The 17,091-nt window shown below is 28.8% G+C and carries 17 protein-coding genes; 4 read left to right on the top strand and 13 right to left on the bottom strand.

The window, feature by feature from the left end; genetic code table 11:
- Nucleotides 1–103: 103 nt before the first annotated feature.
- Genes DY168_RS01055 through DY168_RS01045 form a run of 3 tightly spaced genes read right to left on the bottom strand, consistent with a single transcriptional unit; the run spans nucleotide 104 to nucleotide 3,241 of the window.
- Nucleotides 104–808 carry an ABC transporter ATP-binding protein gene (locus tag DY168_RS01055; RefSeq protein WP_115640084.1) on the bottom strand — a complete coding sequence of 235 codons (705 nt, stop codon included), beginning with the start codon at nucleotides 806–808 and terminating at the stop codon, nucleotides 104–106.
- On the bottom strand, nucleotides 808–2,085 hold the full coding sequence (locus DY168_RS01050; RefSeq protein WP_115640083.1) for an ABC transporter permease: 1,278 nt from the start codon (nucleotides 2,083–2,085) through the stop codon (nucleotides 808–810). Before DY168_RS01050 ends, DY168_RS01055 begins: the two co-directional genes overlap by 1 nt.
- Nucleotides 2,086–2,101: 16 nt before the next feature.
- Complete coding sequence (locus DY168_RS01045; RefSeq protein ID WP_172556221.1) at nucleotides 2,102–3,241, bottom strand: ABC transporter permease; 1,140 nt, start codon at nucleotides 3,239–3,241, stop codon at nucleotides 2,102–2,104.
- Nucleotides 3,242–3,961: 720 nt separating this feature from the next.
- Between DY168_RS01045 and DY168_RS01040 the strand changes: the two genes are divergently transcribed.
- Nucleotides 3,962–4,474, top strand: coding sequence for a folate family ECF transporter S component (locus DY168_RS01040; RefSeq protein ID WP_207658368.1), 513 nt, complete (start codon nucleotides 3,962–3,964; stop codon nucleotides 4,472–4,474).
- A gap of 65 nt (nucleotides 4,475–4,539) precedes the next feature.
- On the opposite strand, the gene DY168_RS01035 is transcribed toward DY168_RS01040, so the two are convergent.
- Both DY168_RS01035 and DY168_RS01030 read right to left on the bottom strand, forming a co-directional pair.
- Nucleotides 4,540–4,905, bottom strand: a complete 366-nt coding sequence (locus DY168_RS01035) for a DNA-3-methyladenine glycosylase I (RefSeq protein WP_115640081.1) — start codon at nucleotides 4,903–4,905, stop codon at nucleotides 4,540–4,542.
- A gap of 20 nt (nucleotides 4,906–4,925) precedes the next feature.
- Nucleotides 4,926–5,261: a replication initiation protein gene (locus tag DY168_RS01030; RefSeq protein WP_115640080.1), complete on the bottom strand. Its 336-nt coding sequence runs from the start codon at nucleotides 5,259–5,261 to the stop codon at nucleotides 4,926–4,928.
- 260 nt (nucleotides 5,262–5,521) lie between these two features.
- Between DY168_RS01030 and DY168_RS01025 the strand changes: the two genes are divergently transcribed.
- Nucleotides 5,522–7,987 (top strand): ABC transporter substrate-binding protein, encoded by a 2,466-nt coding sequence (locus DY168_RS01025; RefSeq protein WP_115640079.1) that lies wholly within the window; start codon nucleotides 5,522–5,524, stop codon nucleotides 7,985–7,987.
- 182 nt (nucleotides 7,988–8,169) lie between these two features.
- On the opposite strand, the gene DY168_RS01020 is transcribed toward DY168_RS01025, so the two are convergent.
- The 6 genes from DY168_RS01020 to orr form a co-directional block, all read right to left on the bottom strand.
- Nucleotides 8,170–8,403: a hypothetical protein gene (locus DY168_RS01020; RefSeq protein ID WP_115640078.1), complete on the bottom strand. Its 234-nt coding sequence runs from the start codon at nucleotides 8,401–8,403 to the stop codon at nucleotides 8,170–8,172.
- A gap of 229 nt (nucleotides 8,404–8,632) precedes the next feature.
- Nucleotides 8,633–8,782, bottom strand: coding sequence for a cold-shock protein (locus DY168_RS15150; protein WP_278286364.1), 150 nt, complete (start codon nucleotides 8,780–8,782; stop codon nucleotides 8,633–8,635).
- 257 nt (nucleotides 8,783–9,039) lie between these two features.
- The gene (locus DY168_RS01010) at nucleotides 9,040–10,026 is read right to left on the bottom strand and encodes a DNA cytosine methyltransferase (RefSeq protein WP_115640077.1); all 987 of its coding nucleotides are present in this window, start codon (nucleotides 10,024–10,026) and stop codon (nucleotides 9,040–9,042) included.
- A 140-nt stretch (nucleotides 10,027–10,166) separates the two neighbouring features.
- The gene (locus DY168_RS01005; protein WP_115640076.1) at nucleotides 10,167–11,297 is read right to left on the bottom strand and encodes a phospholipase D-like domain-containing protein; all 1,131 of its coding nucleotides are present in this window, start codon (nucleotides 11,295–11,297) and stop codon (nucleotides 10,167–10,169) included.
- On the bottom strand, nucleotides 11,298–11,627 hold the full coding sequence (locus tag DY168_RS01000) for a helix-turn-helix domain-containing protein (protein WP_115640075.1): 330 nt from the start codon (nucleotides 11,625–11,627) through the stop codon (nucleotides 11,298–11,300).
- A gap of 111 nt (nucleotides 11,628–11,738) precedes the next feature.
- The gene (gene orr / locus DY168_RS00995; RefSeq protein WP_115640074.1) at nucleotides 11,739–12,809 is read right to left on the bottom strand and encodes an ornithine racemase Orr; all 1,071 of its coding nucleotides are present in this window, start codon (nucleotides 12,807–12,809) and stop codon (nucleotides 11,739–11,741) included.
- A 518-nt stretch (nucleotides 12,810–13,327) separates the two neighbouring features.
- Here orr and DY168_RS00990 point away from each other — a divergent pair.
- Entirely contained in the window at nucleotides 13,328–14,404 is a 1,077-nt protein-coding gene (locus tag DY168_RS00990; RefSeq protein ID WP_115640073.1) for an N-acetyltransferase DgcN family protein, read from the top strand.
- A gap of 377 nt (nucleotides 14,405–14,781) precedes the next feature.
- Here the strand turns inward: DY168_RS00990 and DY168_RS00985 are convergent, their stop codons facing one another.
- Both DY168_RS00985 and DY168_RS00980 read right to left on the bottom strand, forming a co-directional pair.
- The gene (locus DY168_RS00985) at nucleotides 14,782–15,510 is read right to left on the bottom strand and encodes a hypothetical protein (RefSeq protein WP_147291403.1); all 729 of its coding nucleotides are present in this window, start codon (nucleotides 15,508–15,510) and stop codon (nucleotides 14,782–14,784) included.
- 14 nt (nucleotides 15,511–15,524) lie between these two features.
- Nucleotides 15,525–16,352 (bottom strand): ABC transporter ATP-binding protein, encoded by an 828-nt coding sequence (locus DY168_RS00980; protein WP_172556220.1) that lies wholly within the window; start codon nucleotides 16,350–16,352, stop codon nucleotides 15,525–15,527.
- Nucleotides 16,353–16,756: 404 nt separating this feature from the next.
- Between DY168_RS00980 and DY168_RS00975 the strand changes: the two genes are divergently transcribed.
- A complete protein-coding gene (locus DY168_RS00975) occupies nucleotides 16,757–16,987 on the top strand; it encodes a hypothetical protein (RefSeq protein ID WP_115640070.1) in 231 nt (76 codons plus the stop codon).
- Nucleotides 16,988–17,091: the final 104 nt, after the last annotated feature.

The raw sequence follows: 17,091 nt of genomic DNA, 5'->3' as shown, positions 1-17,091 counted from the left end.
AAAAAAGACCCCATTTCTAGGGTCTTAATCATTTAATAACACATATCATATTCAACTACACAGAATGATTGCTCCACTGTTATGGCATTACTTCATGAATTTCTTAATCAATTGCTTCATCAGATTTAATTGCTTCATCAGATTTAATTATTTCACCATCACTTATAGTGATTACCCTTTTGCAATAAGCTGCTACTATAGGGTCATGAGTTATTATAATAACTGTCTTTCCCTCTTTATTTATTTCAGTAAGTAATTCCATTAATTCACTTCCGCTTTTTTGATCAAGTGCTCCAGTAGGCTCATCTGCTAAAATTATTTCCGATTCACTACATAATGCTCTAGCAATAGCTACTCTTTGTTGTTGTCCACCTGATAGTTGGTTTGGCTTCTTACTAACCTTTTCTTCTATACCAAGTCTTTTCAAATACTTAAAAACCGTTTCTTTTTTTACCTTTTTAGAAATTTTCCTAAAACTTAGAGGAAGCTCTACATTATCATATACTGAGTACTCTTTCATTAATGCAAAGTGTTGAAATATAAAGCTTACAGTAGAATTCCTTATAATACTTAATTCTTTATTACTAAGATCATTTACCTTTTTCCCTTTAAGTAAGTATTCCCCTTTAGTTGGTATATCCATGCACCCAATAACATTTAATAGAGTTGACTTCCCAGAACCAGATGCTCCCATTATAGCTACGAATTCACCTGAATTTATACTTAAACTTACATTCTTTAAAGCTACTGTCTTCCAATCATCTTTTCCATATATCTTAGTTACATCTTTTAGTTCAATAAGTTGCATTAATCCATTCCTCCTATTAAATCTTTAGGTTGAAGATTTTGTACTTTTATTAAAGGTAATAAACAAATTAAAACTGATAATACCAGCAGTAATAAACCTACCATAAACAGTATCCCTACTGAAAATTCACCCATGATAGGAATAAACCCTGAATTAATATTCTTTATAACTTGATCATGCTTCATTTTAAATAATATTATACTAGAAATTGTTAAAGCTATGCCCATAAGGGTAACTACTTCTCCTACCACTAAAGTCTTTATATGTTTAATGCTTGCACCTGCCATAATCCTTATACCGAACTCCCTTTTTCTAGAATTTACTGAATAAAACATAATTGCAGATAATCCAAAGCATGAAAGTATAATTACAAAAGCAGAAATAAAAATACCATAAAAAATTGTAACCTTATTTTGTTCCTTTAATTCTTCTAATTGATCATCTAAACTAGAAACATTAACTGATAAGTTGAACTTTTTAGCTTCCTGTATAATATTTTGTACTTCTGTGTAACTATTACCTTTATGTATATAAAATCTAGCTTGACATTTAATCATACTAGCTGTAATAGGATCACTATCGTCTAAATAGGGTGTTATAATTTTATCGTTAAGTGGCACTAATAGTTTTGAAATATGCCCACTATCATCTAGCCATTTTAGATCTTTTTTAAAAAAACCAGCTACTATATACTCTCTGTCATCTAGCTTACTTGTTAATATATCATTTAAATACATAACATCCTTATATTCTTCACTAACCAACATGGGTATAGGCCTATCTTTATTGTCTACTATAAAATCTAATTCACTTAACTTTCTTCCTTCTGTTATATTTATATTCATTAAATCATAAATTGCATATTCAACTTTATATAATTCTATAGCCTCTGGATACATTTCTTTAAATGTTCCCTTTGTTAAACTTCGTCTTAAGTTTAAAAAATCATTGTTTTTTTCTAGCTCTTCAAATTGTGTATTAGTTTTATCAAAACTTCCTATACTTTCAATTCCTATGTTTTTATTTAAACTTTCATTAAAATTACTAAACCCTTCTCCAAACTCTTTAGAAAAAGCGGCATTTACAAAATCAACTTGATAAATGTTTTTTGTATCTAAGTTTATTTCTTTTAATTGCGTTTTTGGATAATCTAATACTTTTATATTACAATAGGATTGAACTAATACAATAATAGTTATAACAAGTTGAATTACTATTAACAAACTCTCGAATTTTTTAGTTGAAATTTCTTTAAAAATTGTTTTTATTGTTTGCATAGTATCTTCTTCCTTTCTAATCCCTAAGTGCTTCTATAGGTTGAATCTTAAGTGCTTTTAATATTGGTATAATAGATGTGATACTTGCAACTCCTAATGATACTAATATGGCAATTGCATAATTCTCTTTATAAATTATAATATAATATCCAAAGATATTCTTAACTAGAAAGCTTAAAATGTACTGGCTAACTATACACGATACCGCTGTTACAAGTGTTATAGAAAGCAGCTCACTAAATAACAACATTGAAATATTAAAATTGCTTATACCAAAAGCTTTTCTGATAGCTATCTCACCTTTTCTATCCCTAATCCAAAATGATGTTAAATTCATCATATTTGCTATTGAAAGAATTATTACTACTACAGCTATCATTATGAACTCAGAGTTCATGCTAACTAGATTTAAAAATATATTTGTATCTCCTTCAACTTCAGTAACATAAACAGTTGCATTTTCATCTTCTAATATTATATTACTTTTTATATTTTCTAAATCTTCAAATTGCCTATTTTCTCCACTAGTTAAAACTACTTTTTGCCTTTGAAAATTAAAATAATCTACCTTACTAGTATTAGGTATTGCCGTTATAGGCATAAATATAGTAGAATCCCATGCTGTGTCTCGATTCTCGTCACCAACTATACCGATTAAATCAAAAGTTTCTCCACCCATTGTAATTTTCTCTACACCATTTTCTACATGTATACATCTTTTTAAATCCTTACCTATAAGTGCAACTTTATTACTTTGTAATATTTCCTTTGAAGTGTAATATCGTCCTTTAATAATAGGAACCTTCCATTCTGGCTGATTAATAAAATATTCACTTATAATTGGGTATTGTTCTTTGTCACTTTCTGTCTCAAAATAAGTTGCTATATTTTCAAATCGCACTTTACTATTAGGAGATATATCTTTAAAAAATGTACTCATATCATCAAAATTTATATCTTTAGAATACTGTATACCTATATTTACACTATTCTTACTTATTCCATTACTTTGCTCTAGTATAAGATTTTTCATCGTAACCATATTGCTTGTACTAACTGATAACATTAAGATAGATATGGAATATCCAAAAATAAAGAAAGATACTAAAATTGGATGCGATTTTATTTGTTTTATAAATAATTTTAAAAAGTTCATTATATTCCCCCTATAATAACTTATATAATACTTCTTTATTATACACATAGTTCTACTTACTGTAAATACATACACATATCGACATATTTCGACACACGCTTACATATATTAACATATATTGTTTAAATCAAACCTTTAGATCATAATATCATCCAAACTTAATAGTTCAAATCTTTTCATAGTTTATTTAACCTCAATCCCATTGAACTTTCCAATGCCCAAACATTAAATCTTACAAATACCTTTAAAAGACTCTGAATTAAAAGGGAAAAAATTTATCTAATTATCATTTAAACTTTAATATTTTTATAAGTTTTATTTGCGAACTTTCTGTAAATTTCCCGTGTATTTGATATAATAGTATAGTAAGGAATAAACTATTACTTTCTATTTAATTTAAATAGTTGTATATTAGTAATAAAATAATATTCTTTTAGACAACCTATTTAAAATATTATATAACCAGGTAATAGTTTCTATTTACCTAAGCCTTTCAAGAAAATATGAAAGCTTAAATTAAAATAAATAAAAAAGGAGTACGCTACTAGACAAAATATATTTAACTAAGTCTATAAGGTACAAAATTTAATAATAAAAACCAATGTTATGTGTACCGATGGCTAGTCGGGATTTTATGACTTTTAAGATGCAAGTGTAATCTTAAAAGTAAAAACCTTGATATGGATATATTTGTCCATATTTTAAGTAGCAGTGATTAAAATGACAAAAATGACAAAAGCAAAAAAGATTGTTACCATGGCCTTATTTATAGCTATAACCTTTGTACTATCTAGATTTTTATCTATACAACTTTTCCCTACAATAAAGATAAGTTTTGCGTTTTTACCCATAGCCTTAAGTGCTATGCTCTTTGGTCCAGTATATGGGGGAGTTATGGCAGGAATAGAGGATCTTATTGGTGCAATCTTGGTTCCTAAAGGACCCTTCTTTCCAGGATTTACTTTAAGTGCATTTATAGTAGGACTAATTTATGGGTTAGTTCTTTATAAAAAGCCTAAAACTATAACAAGATTTATAGTTTCATCTTTGCTTATAACCATAATTGTGCATATATTCTTAAATACCCTTTGGCTTTCTATATTATTTGACAAAGCCTTTATATTAATAACTCAAACTAGAATACTTAAATCATTAATTATGCTTCCTATCGAGGTTATAACTCTATCCCTTGCATGGAAGTACTTAGGAACAAAGATAGAAAAAGAGATATAGTATCTCTTTTAATAAAAATATATTTAAAGGAGCACCAATTATTTTTTGGTGCTCCTTTGTTTTTGTTATAGTATTTGCGTATGTCTAAAGCAACTAGTTATATGATCATTAATAACCCCTATAGCCTGAAGATATGCATAGTTTATGGATGCTTCTATCTTCTTTTTATTTCTTATTATCCCTGGATTTTGAACTAATTCATTCACCTTTTTTTCATCATATTGTGATACTTTTATAGGTTCAAAATCATCATAAACTCGCCTATATTCTTCTCTCTTTTTAAGCACAGTGATCCAGCTTAGACCTGCCTTGGCTGATTCTAACACTAGGAATTCAAAATGTTTTATATCATCATGTACAGGTACACTCCACTCTTCATCGTGATATTTAATATAAATCTCATTATCTTTACACCATGGACACCTATTCATTTTAAACTCCCCTTTATTTATCAAATATATTTAATTTTAAACTTAACTATGTCTTTTTCATTTTCCCTTACAATTTCATAGCTGAATTCAATAGGTGAATTTACTTCATTAAATTCTTTCATTATACTATCTAATACTCTAAGTCTTAAATGGGAATATACATATGCAAGGTTTGGTACCATCAATATATGTTTAAGTTCTTCTAAAGAAATTTCAAAGTCCGTAGAAGGCTTCCTTTTTTCTAGTTCTAGATAAAGTATTTTAGCATATACGCTGTTAAAGTTTGGGGTGTTTGATCTTACTATAGATTTTCTTCTTCTTTTTATAACTTTTAGTTTATTTAAATCTGCTTCCACTTAAAATCCTCCTCTTTATTTATCTTTATTACATTGTATTACATATAATTTAATACTAGCAAGCCTATTCAACTTTTTATTGATTTAAAACTACTCTACCTAAATTTTAATTTACTCTTTAATCTTGATACATGATATTGCAAATAGATATGGTTTATCTTTGTATAAACATCATATTACTGTTGACGTTTTCATCGGTTTGGCTAATAATGTATATATGTATATATTCTAATCATGACTTTACATTTAGGAGGCTTTTAATGTTTAATTTTAAAACTAAAAAGACCATGGTTCCTGACGTTACTATGGAGAACACTAAACTCAATTACAAAATCCAAAACATATCATCTCAAAACAAAATTGCAGTTTTAAAGCACAATCAAAAATGTATTGTAAATAAACTAAGTAATAAGATTGATGAAACCGGTTTTGCTACAGAAAATTTAATTGAAATTACAACGGATATTAATAAATATGTAGAAGTACAAATGAGTTCTATTGATAAGTTAGTCAATGAAATCACTAATTATTCTGCTTTGGCAGAGGAGGTTTTAGCTAGTACAGATAATTCAAAGCAAATAGCAAATCAAACTATGGACATTGCAAAGGAAGGAAGTAAGGCTGTAGGTGATTCTATTGATGCCATGAGTGAAATAGAATCTTCTGTAGAGAATGCTAAAACAGTCGTTATGGATCTTAATTCAAAGTCTGCACATATTAATGATATGTTAGATGTAATTAAAGACATAGCTAATCATACAAACTTACTTTCTTTAAATGCATCTATTGAAGCTGCAAGAGCAGGAGATTCTGGTAGAGGGTTCACTGTAGTTGCAACAGAGGTTAAAAAGCTTGCTGAAAGAAGCGTTGAATCCGCTGGGTTTATTTCAAAAACTATAAATGAAATAAATGCTAGCATATCCCATACAATTGAGGCTATGGATAAAACAAGTCTAAAGGTAAAAGAGGGTACTGAAATAGCTAACAATACTATGGTAGTTTTTCAAAACATTATAAAAGCAGTACAAACTAGCACAGATGTAACAGGAGAAATAAACCTTGCTCTAGAAAGTCAGACTGAAAACTTAGAAAACGTTATAAGTTCTGCAGAAAACATGAGTTATATTTCAGAAAAGTTATTATCTGTTGTAGAATCAGCTGCTTTAAATACTCAATATACTAAAACCTCTCTTACTATTTTATCAGAGGTTTCAGAGGATTTAAAATACATATCAGATAAGTTACTTCAAGAAGTTGCTTCAAATGCTAAGGAGGTTTCTACCTTAAGAACTTGTCTTAACAGTGCTCCTCTTGGATTTGATCCAGCTCTTGCTATGGATCAAGAAAGTGGACAAGTAATTGTAAATGCTCACGCTTCTCTACTAACCTTTGGCTCTTCAGGCGAAATTTGTCCCGGCCTTGCTAAAAGTTGGTATGTGGAAGAAGATCATCTAACTTGGGTTTTTAATTTAAGAAAGGGCGCAAAATTTCATAATGGTAGAGAAGTTACTTCCTCTGATGTTAAATACTCCTATGAAAGAATCTTAAGCCCAGCACTAAAATCTCCAAATACTTGGTTTCTTGAAAGTATAGAAGGTTCCAAGGCATATTTAAATCGAAGGGCTAAAGAGGTCACTGGCATAAAGATACTAGATAAATATAGGCTTTCTTTAAAGCTTTCAATTCCCTACACAGGCTTTTTATTAAACCTTGGACAATACTCTTGTTCTATTATAGCAAAGGAAGAAATAGAAAAAGGTAAAATTGTAGGTTGTGGACCCTTTATTTTAGATGAGATAAAAGATGATTCTTGTACCCTAACCGCTTTTAAAGATTATTTTGGTGGTGCACCCTATTCAGATAGGATTGAAATAGAATTCAATCCTTTAAATGCATCTCGGAAATTTCTAAGTAAAGATTATAATTTTATTACAATAGATAGTAAAACAACAATGGAAATCCTAAATACCTCGGAGTCTTCTTCTATTAAATTGAAGGATGTTATGTGTACTTATTATGCTGGCTTTAATTTAAAAAGTACTTCTCCTCTTGTGCAAGATAGTGAAATCAGAAAAGCTCTAAATCATGCAATAGATAGAAAAAAAATTATAACTGAAGTTTTAGGTGGCTTGGCCACAGAATCAAAGGGCCCGATACCTCCTAATATAATAGACAATAAATACTTACCTTCTTTCAATTACAATCCTGAAATGGTAAAAAGCCTAATATCTAAAAAGGGACTTTCATCAAAAACCAGGCTTAAATTGATTATAAGAGAAGGTAGCAGTGATACTGTCTTTAATAAAATAGCTAAATACCTCATTGAAGACCTAAAAAAAGTTGGAATTGAGTGCATAGTAACAGCAGTTCCAAATGATAAATACTTTGATTCTATACCAAACTCTGATATATTCATAAGTAGGTGGATAGCTGATACTGGAGACCCTGATAACTTTCTTTTGCCTAACTTTAACGCAAGTAATTATACAAACTTCACAAGATATGAAAATGAAGATGTATTAGAAATGATGAGAAAGGCTAAAGAAATAATAAACCCAATTAAAAAAACTAAGGTATATGAGGATATTCAAAATCAGATTATTAATGATAGCCCATGGATATTCTTATATCATCCACAAATAGCTATAGCTACTAATCCTGGTGTATTAGGTGCAAGACTTAACCCACTCGGAATGGTAAGGTTTGAAGATATAGTTATAGAATAATCAACTGTTTTTTAATTTATTTCACCTTCTCATAAAAAGTGAAATAAGATAAAATAATAAGCCATGATAAAATCTTAAATCTTATCATGGCTTATTAATATTTATACATATATTCTAGAAACCTTTAACGCTCCTATGCGGGATTCTTCTATCCTCTTAGGCTCGGAGTAGCTCCCTTGCTTCTACTTAGTATTATATTTATTTATTGCCTTTTTTCTAAGCTTAACACCCAATGTTTCTGCTACGAATCTGTCAATCATATCCTCTTTAGTAGCTTTGTCTACAATAAATATATCATGTTTTTTGCAAAGCTTGCTTAGGTCACCTTTACTTATATCACAAGTTTTAATAAAACTCTTTCCAGCCTTAACAGTAGCCATTACCATTAGACGTTTATATATTTCATCATTAGTCATAATTCACCTCTTCATTTAACTTTAAAGAATTTGTTTCCTTTAGATAAGTTCTAATGCTATTATATCAATTTTTATCATTAAACTAAACTAAATTATATTTTTCCTAAATACAAAAAAAAGCACATAACCATATAATATGAATCTGTGCTCGTCCTTTTAAACCTGTTGCACTATATAATTCTTATTTTCAGCTTAAGTTCAAAACTTCACCTAAAGCCAAGGACCTTCCTTATCTTACTACTATCTCTACATTTATAGCCTGTGGTCCTTTTTCACCTTCCACTACATCAAAAGTAACTTCTTGACCTTCATGAATATTTTTGCTGTTAGATTGATCTTTGACCTTAGAATGATGTAAAAATAAATCCTTTCCATAAATATATTTACCTTTAGCATCTGCAAACTTTAGATAAAATATTTAATAATCTTCTTTTTGGTAATTTAATAAAATCTTTATTCCTCTTTAAAAACATTACTGCTAACATGGGTTCAATTATTGTTAATGGTATCTTTCTATGCATATCCCAATTAAAATGTGTTATAACTCCACTCAATTGATTTTCTAGAAATACCATTCTAATTATAGATTAATTTCTTACTTAACCTTTTTTAAAAAGCCTAAGTATAAATTTATACTTAGGCTTCTCTGTAATTATTATTTTTATTACTTTTATTCATTGCTGATATCATCTCTTTTGCAATTCTGTTTACTACCGGTACTGAAACTGAGTTTCCTATTTGTTTGTATAACTGTCCATTACTCAAATTACTAGGTATCTTATACTCTTTAGGAAATCCTTGAAATGCCAAACATTCTTTTGGCGTTAATTTTCTGATTCCATATTTATCTTTTACCAATGGAACATTATGTCCGCCTGTTCCCATATTAGCTGTTAAGGTTGGGCAAACATTACTTTTATTTTCTCTAATGTAAACCCTTCTTAACTGGTAAATAGTATCTTCCTTAATTATTGTTTCATTAAGCTCATCATAATATTTAGATGAAGATGTGTAATAATATTTTTCATCCACTTTTACTTTGTTATCTAAAATATCACTTACTTTATTGGTTAACCTTATTGGTTTTGGAAAATGAAATTCATCACATTCTTCTTCATTTAAAAACCCGACAATATAAATACGCTCCCTATTCTGTGGTACATTTCCGAATTCCATAGAATTTAATATCTGATATTTGATATTATACCCCTCTTGAATCAAAGCTTCTTTGATTATTCTAAATGTTTTGCCACCATCATGCCCTACTAGGTTTTTTACATTCTCTATAATAAATGCTCTAGGTCTTTTACCTTGAATAACTCTTAAAGTTTCAAAAAATAAATTCCCTCTTTCATCATTAAAACCTCTTCTATATCCTGCTATTGAAAAAGCTTGACAAGGAAATCCAGATGTCAATATATCTATATCTGGTATCTCTTTTACATCTATTGAATGAATATCTCCTTCTACCAAATATCCGTCTCCAAAATTTTCTCTATATGTAATACATGCGTATTTATCCATTTCATTAGCCCAAATAATTTTTGCACCAGCAAGCTTAAACCCTATGCAAATACCACCAATTCCTGCAAACATACTCCCTACGTTATATTGATTATTCATTTATTAACACCTTCTTTGCGTTATTGATCTAAAATCTTGTTTAGTATATCACAGTTTATAATAAAAAGCAGCTTGTTGCACGCAACTTAGTTTTTTAAAATTACAGTAGCCTTTTATCCTCTAATCTTTAATAATGAAATCTATAAATCTTCGTAAAACCTATCAAAGGATCCCACTTCTGTAAAGTTAATTGAATAAGTTTCTTCATCTTCTTTATAAATCACTACTGAATCAAGACCTAACTCTTCTAACCTGTCATATGTAAGTAAATCTCCTTCATCTAATTCCATTACCTGTCTAAGTATCCACTTTCCTAGTGCTTTATTAGGGTTAGTCATTAAAGCTTTTCCCCCATCTTGACATACCTTGGCATTTAATACATTACCATCTGGCAACACTAAATTAAATGGTACATCTCTTTTTGGAAAGAATCCATCAAATACCCTGTGTATCCATGAAGGTATTGGTATATAAACCTCATTAAATCCCCTTGTTCTTCCTCCCGCATTCCATTGATTTAATCCACTTTTCTTTGGAACATGTCTTCCTCCTCTATCTGAATATAGCGGTAAATATATGTGCTCTTTTTCACTAATTATTGGATCAAAACTCAAGCTTTCACTCCCTCCTGCAAGTAGATTTATAATTAACTCATATGGATCTGATATTATATCTACGTTTGTTTCTAAAAGAATATTCTCTGTTATAAATCTTTTATATAATGTACTTTTAGATATATTTATACTATATTCATTTACATTATCCTCAAATCTTATAGTGTTTTTTCCACTAAACTTAATATCTTTTATTTCCTTTATATTTATTAAGTCCATTTTACACTCATATACCCTTATCTTCCTTTCTTGCCTTACAACACAATGATATATCATGCTTGATAATCCATTTATCCTTTTTGTTGCATTTATTCTTTCATTTCTTAACTCTGAAATTGTTATAACAATTTCTTTAGGTGTTTTTCCACTAAATAAGCCCATGTCTTTATTAAATTCTGCTATCTTTTGCAATGTTTTTCCGTTACCCTCCAAGAATGTTTTAATACCAATTCCCACTCCATCTTTTGTTGCATCAGCCGAACAGTCTACCCTTGATAAATTTGTTGCATCAAATGCTCTACAAAAGATATTCTCTACTTCTCTATAACCTAAGTAAGGTATAGAACTCTCTGATGAAAGTTTTGATAATGACCCCATAGCCTTTAGCATATTCGCATATTTATTTCTATTATTAACACTTTCCCTATTAATAAACATTTATTTTAAATCCCCCTTAAATTTTTTAGTATATTTAATAAAATTCGATTTTTCTTCTTCATTAAGGCTTGTATACAACTTCAATATATCAATTATTTGTTTATCTTTGCTATTGTAAACTTCATCTGTAATTCCTAGTAAATAATCTGTAGACACTTGAAAATACTCTGCAATACCTTTTATAGTATCTATGCTAGGCTTTCTTACATAGTTTTCATATTGGCTCCAAGTATTTTCTTCAACATAAAACTTATGTGCTAGTTCTTTTTGTTTTAATCCTTGTTCTTCTCTTAGATATCTAATACGATCTCCAATATGCTTATATTTCACGGACTACCCTCCCCCTCTTGTCTCTACTATATCACCTACCAATAAAAATAGTCACAACATCTCAAAAAGAGATGTTGTGACTATTAGAGTTGTTATAATTTCCTTAACCATTTATTTCAAAAAGCACTTCATTACATAAGGTGATGTCATTGTAGCTAATAAACAGGGGTAGTCCATATTAAATTCTACAATATCTCCTACCTTATAATCTTTTTTGCAGTTTGTTAGATCTAATAATAAATGGTCACTACTAGCACCTAAAATATCAATATCTTCATCCCTTACATATAATCCTTCTAGACATATGTCTTGTTTTCCTAAAGCTATTATAGCTCTAGTCATAACTCCCTTATCTTCAAAGCTTGGTGTATCTCCGAAGGCATCTACCCCTACCCTTCCTTTAGGTAGAGAAGTCTTTTTCTTTAATTCTATTATCTCACCTTTTAATATAAAAGCATGATTATAAAAGTTTTTTATATCCTTTTCAAATGCAGCTTCTGTACCTAAAACCACTGCTTCACCTATTCTTAGTTGATTTATTCCCTTAGGTATAGAATCATTTAACACCATATATAAGCTACTAGAATTTCCTCCTGAAACAATAGGTACCTCTATTTTTAACTGCTTTTCTATAAGGTCCTTTATTTCTACAAGTTTACCTAAGTTATTCTTATCTGGAATTATACCACCATAACAAGTAAGATTAGTTCCTATACCTGCAAATTTAATATTAGAAAGTTTTAATATTTCTTTCGTTGTATATATAACGTCTTTTGGAAGTACTCCTTCTCTTAAATCTCCAAGGTCAATCATGAGTATTACCTCATGTGTCTTTCCTAACTTTTGGGCTGCTATTGATAATGACTTCATAACTTCTAACTCTGAATTTAAACTTACATCAGAGTATTTGACCACATTTAAAGCTTCACTTATCATAGGTATCCTTAAAAGCATTTTTTTGCAATTAAGCCCTTTAACATTTATAAGATTTTTTATTCTAGAATCTCCTATGGTTTTAATTCCTTCATCAATTATTGTTTTTACTATAGACTTTTCAGCACAAAATACCTTTGTAACTACTACAGTCTCAATGTCTTCTCTTCTACAAACCTTAATAATTTCTCTTGTGTTATGTGCTATCTTATCTAAATTTACTTCTATACATGGGTACTCTTGAATCAAAACCCACACCTCCTAAAATAATAACTATTCTTTAGTAACAACTTAATTATATCACAATATTCTTAATTTAAAGTTGTTTCGCAATACTGCATATATTAAATATATGTTTTTTATAATATGTTTAATATTTTTATCTATTTATATATAATAATATTAATAATTTATATTTCTTGAAGTTTCTGTGAATTTTCCTGTTTTTTAATTTTATAAGGCTTTTATGTGCTATACTATATACATTATATAAAAGAGAGGAAGACAATTATTAAAATCTAGGTTGATTTTTCTACACTTTTATATATTTACAGGCAAGAATTTATCAAATAAATTTATAACGATTAAAGACATAAATCACCATAAACTGTGAACTACGTGACCTATACTCTTTTGCCAGTATTAGGTACATTGTTTTCTACAGTATATAGTGTTTTTTTTATACACTTTTTATTATTAATTATGATAGTAAAAATTTAAAAAATATATTTGATATTACTAAATTTACATAAAAAGGAGTAGATATTATGAGAATTAATGCACTAGTTTATTGTGAAGGTCTCTTTGGAGAATCAGATGGTAAAATTGCAAATGGTCTTGTACGATATTCAGAAAAATATGAAATACTAGGAATTATAGACAGCACAAAAGCTGGCATGGATTCTGGAGAGCATTTAGATGGTGCTAAAAATAATATACCTGTATTTAAAAATACTAAAGAAGCACTACAATCCTTAAATGTTAAACCTAAGTGTTTTATTATAGGACTTGCACTAACTGAAGCATATTTACCTCTAGACCTTATAGAAGCCACAAAAGAAGCTATGAAATATGGAATGGATGTTATAAATGGTCTTCCGGTATTTCTAAAGGATAATGACGAACTAACAGCATATGCAAAAAATTGTAATGTTGATATTTATGATATAAGAAAACCTAAAGCATTAACTGAATTAAAATTATTCACAGGCAAAATTGATACTGTTGAAGTGCCTGTAGTCGCAGTCTTTGGTCTTGATTGTGCCATAGGTAAAAGAACCACTTGTATGGAAGTTTTACAAGAGTTAAAAAGTAATAATATAAATGCAGTTTTTGTAGCAACAGGACAAACAGGAGTACTTCAAGGTGCTAAATACGGCGTACCTATAGATGTTATAAACTCTCAATACGTAGCAGGAGAAATCGAATCAGCAGTAGTAGCTGCCTTTGAAAATGAGGATCCTGATGTTATATTAATAGAAGGACAAAGCTCTCTAAGTCACCCAGCTTATTTATCTAGCTACGGAATTATAAAAGGAGCTATGCCAGATGCCTTCATAGTTCAATATGCACCAAAAAGAAAAATTCGTGCGGACTTCCCACTACTAAAGGTTCCATCATTAGAGAGTGAAATCCAGCTTATAGAATACATCGCTAAAAAGCCAGTTATAGGAATTACTATAAACCACGAAAATATGTCCAAGCTAGAAATAGATAAGGCCATAAAGGATTGTGAAAAGAAATTCCACATTCCAACAACAGATGTACTTAAATACGGAAGCAAAAAGATTACAGATGAAATCTTAAAAATATTTCCAGACCTATCTAAAAACACCGCTTCATAAAAATAAATACTATACATCTAAAAATTAATAGCTTAATATATATAAAATCATTTACCTATTCATAACCTTAACTTTACCAAACTACCTTATTCAAAGGAGAAACTTAGTAAACTATTTCTCTTTTCGTAGATAAGGTAGTTTTTTTATGTTGTTATATTATAATTTTAGTAGGCATAACTAGTACAAAGAACTATATAAGCAATTGCAATACATATAAATTATAATGTGAATATAAAAAGAGTCCTATTGTTTTTGTGGCTTATTTTGTATTGTATAAGTATAGAAGCCTTTCAGTATATTTTAAAAATAGTATCATTTAAGGTAAATATATATAATCACAAATGAACATATATGTAATCAGAGTGTTATAATAAAAACTAAAATAATAGTTTTTTCATTAATTTAATATAAATAAAAATTTGTATTAAAATATAACAGACACTATAAATCACAGGAATTGAAAGTACACTTAAGGAGAATTTCTGAGGTAGCATACATGAAGTAATTACATCATATACGGGAGGTAAAAGCCATGTAATTGCTTTTGCAATAGGGAACTCTTTTATTAAAGGTCCTTTAAGAGCAGATAACAATGCAATTAAAAACATAAGCATTACTCCTCTATTCCTATTTCCAGTAATTTTTGTCTGAAAAGTCATTCCTAGTATTACACCCATAAATGTTACTAATATATAAATAAAAAAACCTAATAAGACATTATTTAAAGTAATGCCATTATTAAATAAACTTCCATTTCCATTATTTAATAAATTAACGGCCAATGGCCAAGTTGTAGCAATTAAAGATACTATGATTCCTACCATCCACATAAAAAGTATTTTGGAAACCCAATATAATTTATTATTATTTACCTTAAGAAATACAATTTGTTCTGTAAGAAAATCCTGCGTTTCACAATAACTAAATCCTATCCAAGTCATCATAAAAAATACTACATTAGCACATATTATTATACTTGATGTAAAATCTACAGAATCTGTACCATAAAAAATTAATTGAAATATACAAAAAATCAAAAGCGGAATTAAAAATTTATTGCATTTTATATAAATCTTATAATTATACTTAAATAAAGCTATCAACATAATATCTCCTTTCACTACTTAAAGTATTTTAATACATATCCATCTTGTAGCATCTTTAAAAGTATCTCATTAGCCTTGTTTTCTCTCACCTTTAATTTTAATAATTCATTCTCTTCATAATATTCTCCGATATCTTTAAGTTCTGATTTAAATTCAACATTACTTCTTTCTTTTTTCTCAAAAATCATTAAGTTATACATACACTTTTCTAATTTAGGCTTTTGGACTTCAACTATTTTTTGATTCTCAATTTGAAGTATTCTACTAGATAATTCTTCTACTAAAATCATTTCGTGGCAAGACATAATAACAGTAACTCCTTCTGCTATTAGTCTCTTAACAATTCGAGTAAAGTTCCTTTGTGAATTAATATCCTGTCCTGATAATGGTTCGTCTAATAATAGTACATCAGGTTTGGTAATTAATGCTTGTATTACAGCTACTTTTTGTAAGGTTCCCTTAGATAAATGCTTCATAGGAACATCCTTCATACTTTCTAAATAAAACTCTTTGTAAAGTTTTTTAATCTTTTCACTATATAACTCTTTGCTTATCTTATCTAATTCTCCCATGGACTTCATATATTCTTCTACGGTTAAATTAAGTTTAGAATAATTTTCTGGGATGTAATTAAATTTTATATTCCTATTAACAATTATCCTTCCACTACTTATGCTGGTAAGTCCGCATATCATACGAAGGAAGGTGCTTTTCCCCATTCCATTATTGCCTAAAATAGCCACACTTTCGCCTTGCTTAAATTGGATATTAACATTATTTAAAATTATTTTTTTACCAAACTTCTTGCTTAAATTCTCTATTTTAATAATACACTCTCCCATACTCATCGCCCTCCTTTAGGATCATAATCCTTAATCTATATACCATCATAACATTTGTCAAGCAACTAGACCCATGCATTTTATTAATATCCATATTACTGTTTCATATTTTATTAAAAACATTATATCTAATTTTAGGATTTATTTAAATCATTTTCTTTATATTCCAACTTGTTCAGGTTGTTATATTCAATCTTTTAAAGTCCACTTACAAGTGATTCCCCTTGATCGGGTAACCCCTTCCGCCGCAACAATCTATCCTAAATTTATGCCCTTTTATTACCCAGTGTAAAAGAAATTAATAAATTAATTAATTATTAGTAATAATTTTTCCTCTTATTGCACATAATATTAATCGTAAAGCTTAACTTAATCACTAAATTTAATATAGGAGGATTATTTATATGAAACAAAAGTCCTATGCCTTTAAAAATGAAAGGGGGGAGCTTATAAATTACATTGTTAAAGAGTATCTTTCGGTGAATAGCAGTGATTATGTAATTATGTCCCCTGAAAATAAAGCTACCCAGCTGGAAATTTATAAGTTTAACCTTGAAAATGGTAATGAATACTTAGATGCGGTACAAAACAAAGGGGAACTTGATTTAATAAAAGCTTCTGCAAAAACTATTTAACCTAAGCTTTATGTTCCTTTATTTGCCTTTAAATGAATTTCAACAAAATATTTGCTTTGTAATTAGATGTACAATCTGCTTTGTAACTAATAAAAGAGAAACTA

This window comes from Clostridium putrefaciens (genome assembly GCF_900461105.1).
Classification (GTDB): domain Bacteria; phylum Bacillota; class Clostridia; order Clostridiales; family Clostridiaceae; genus Clostridium_L; species Clostridium_L putrefaciens.
This window is presented reverse-complemented; position numbering and strand designations above follow the sequence as displayed.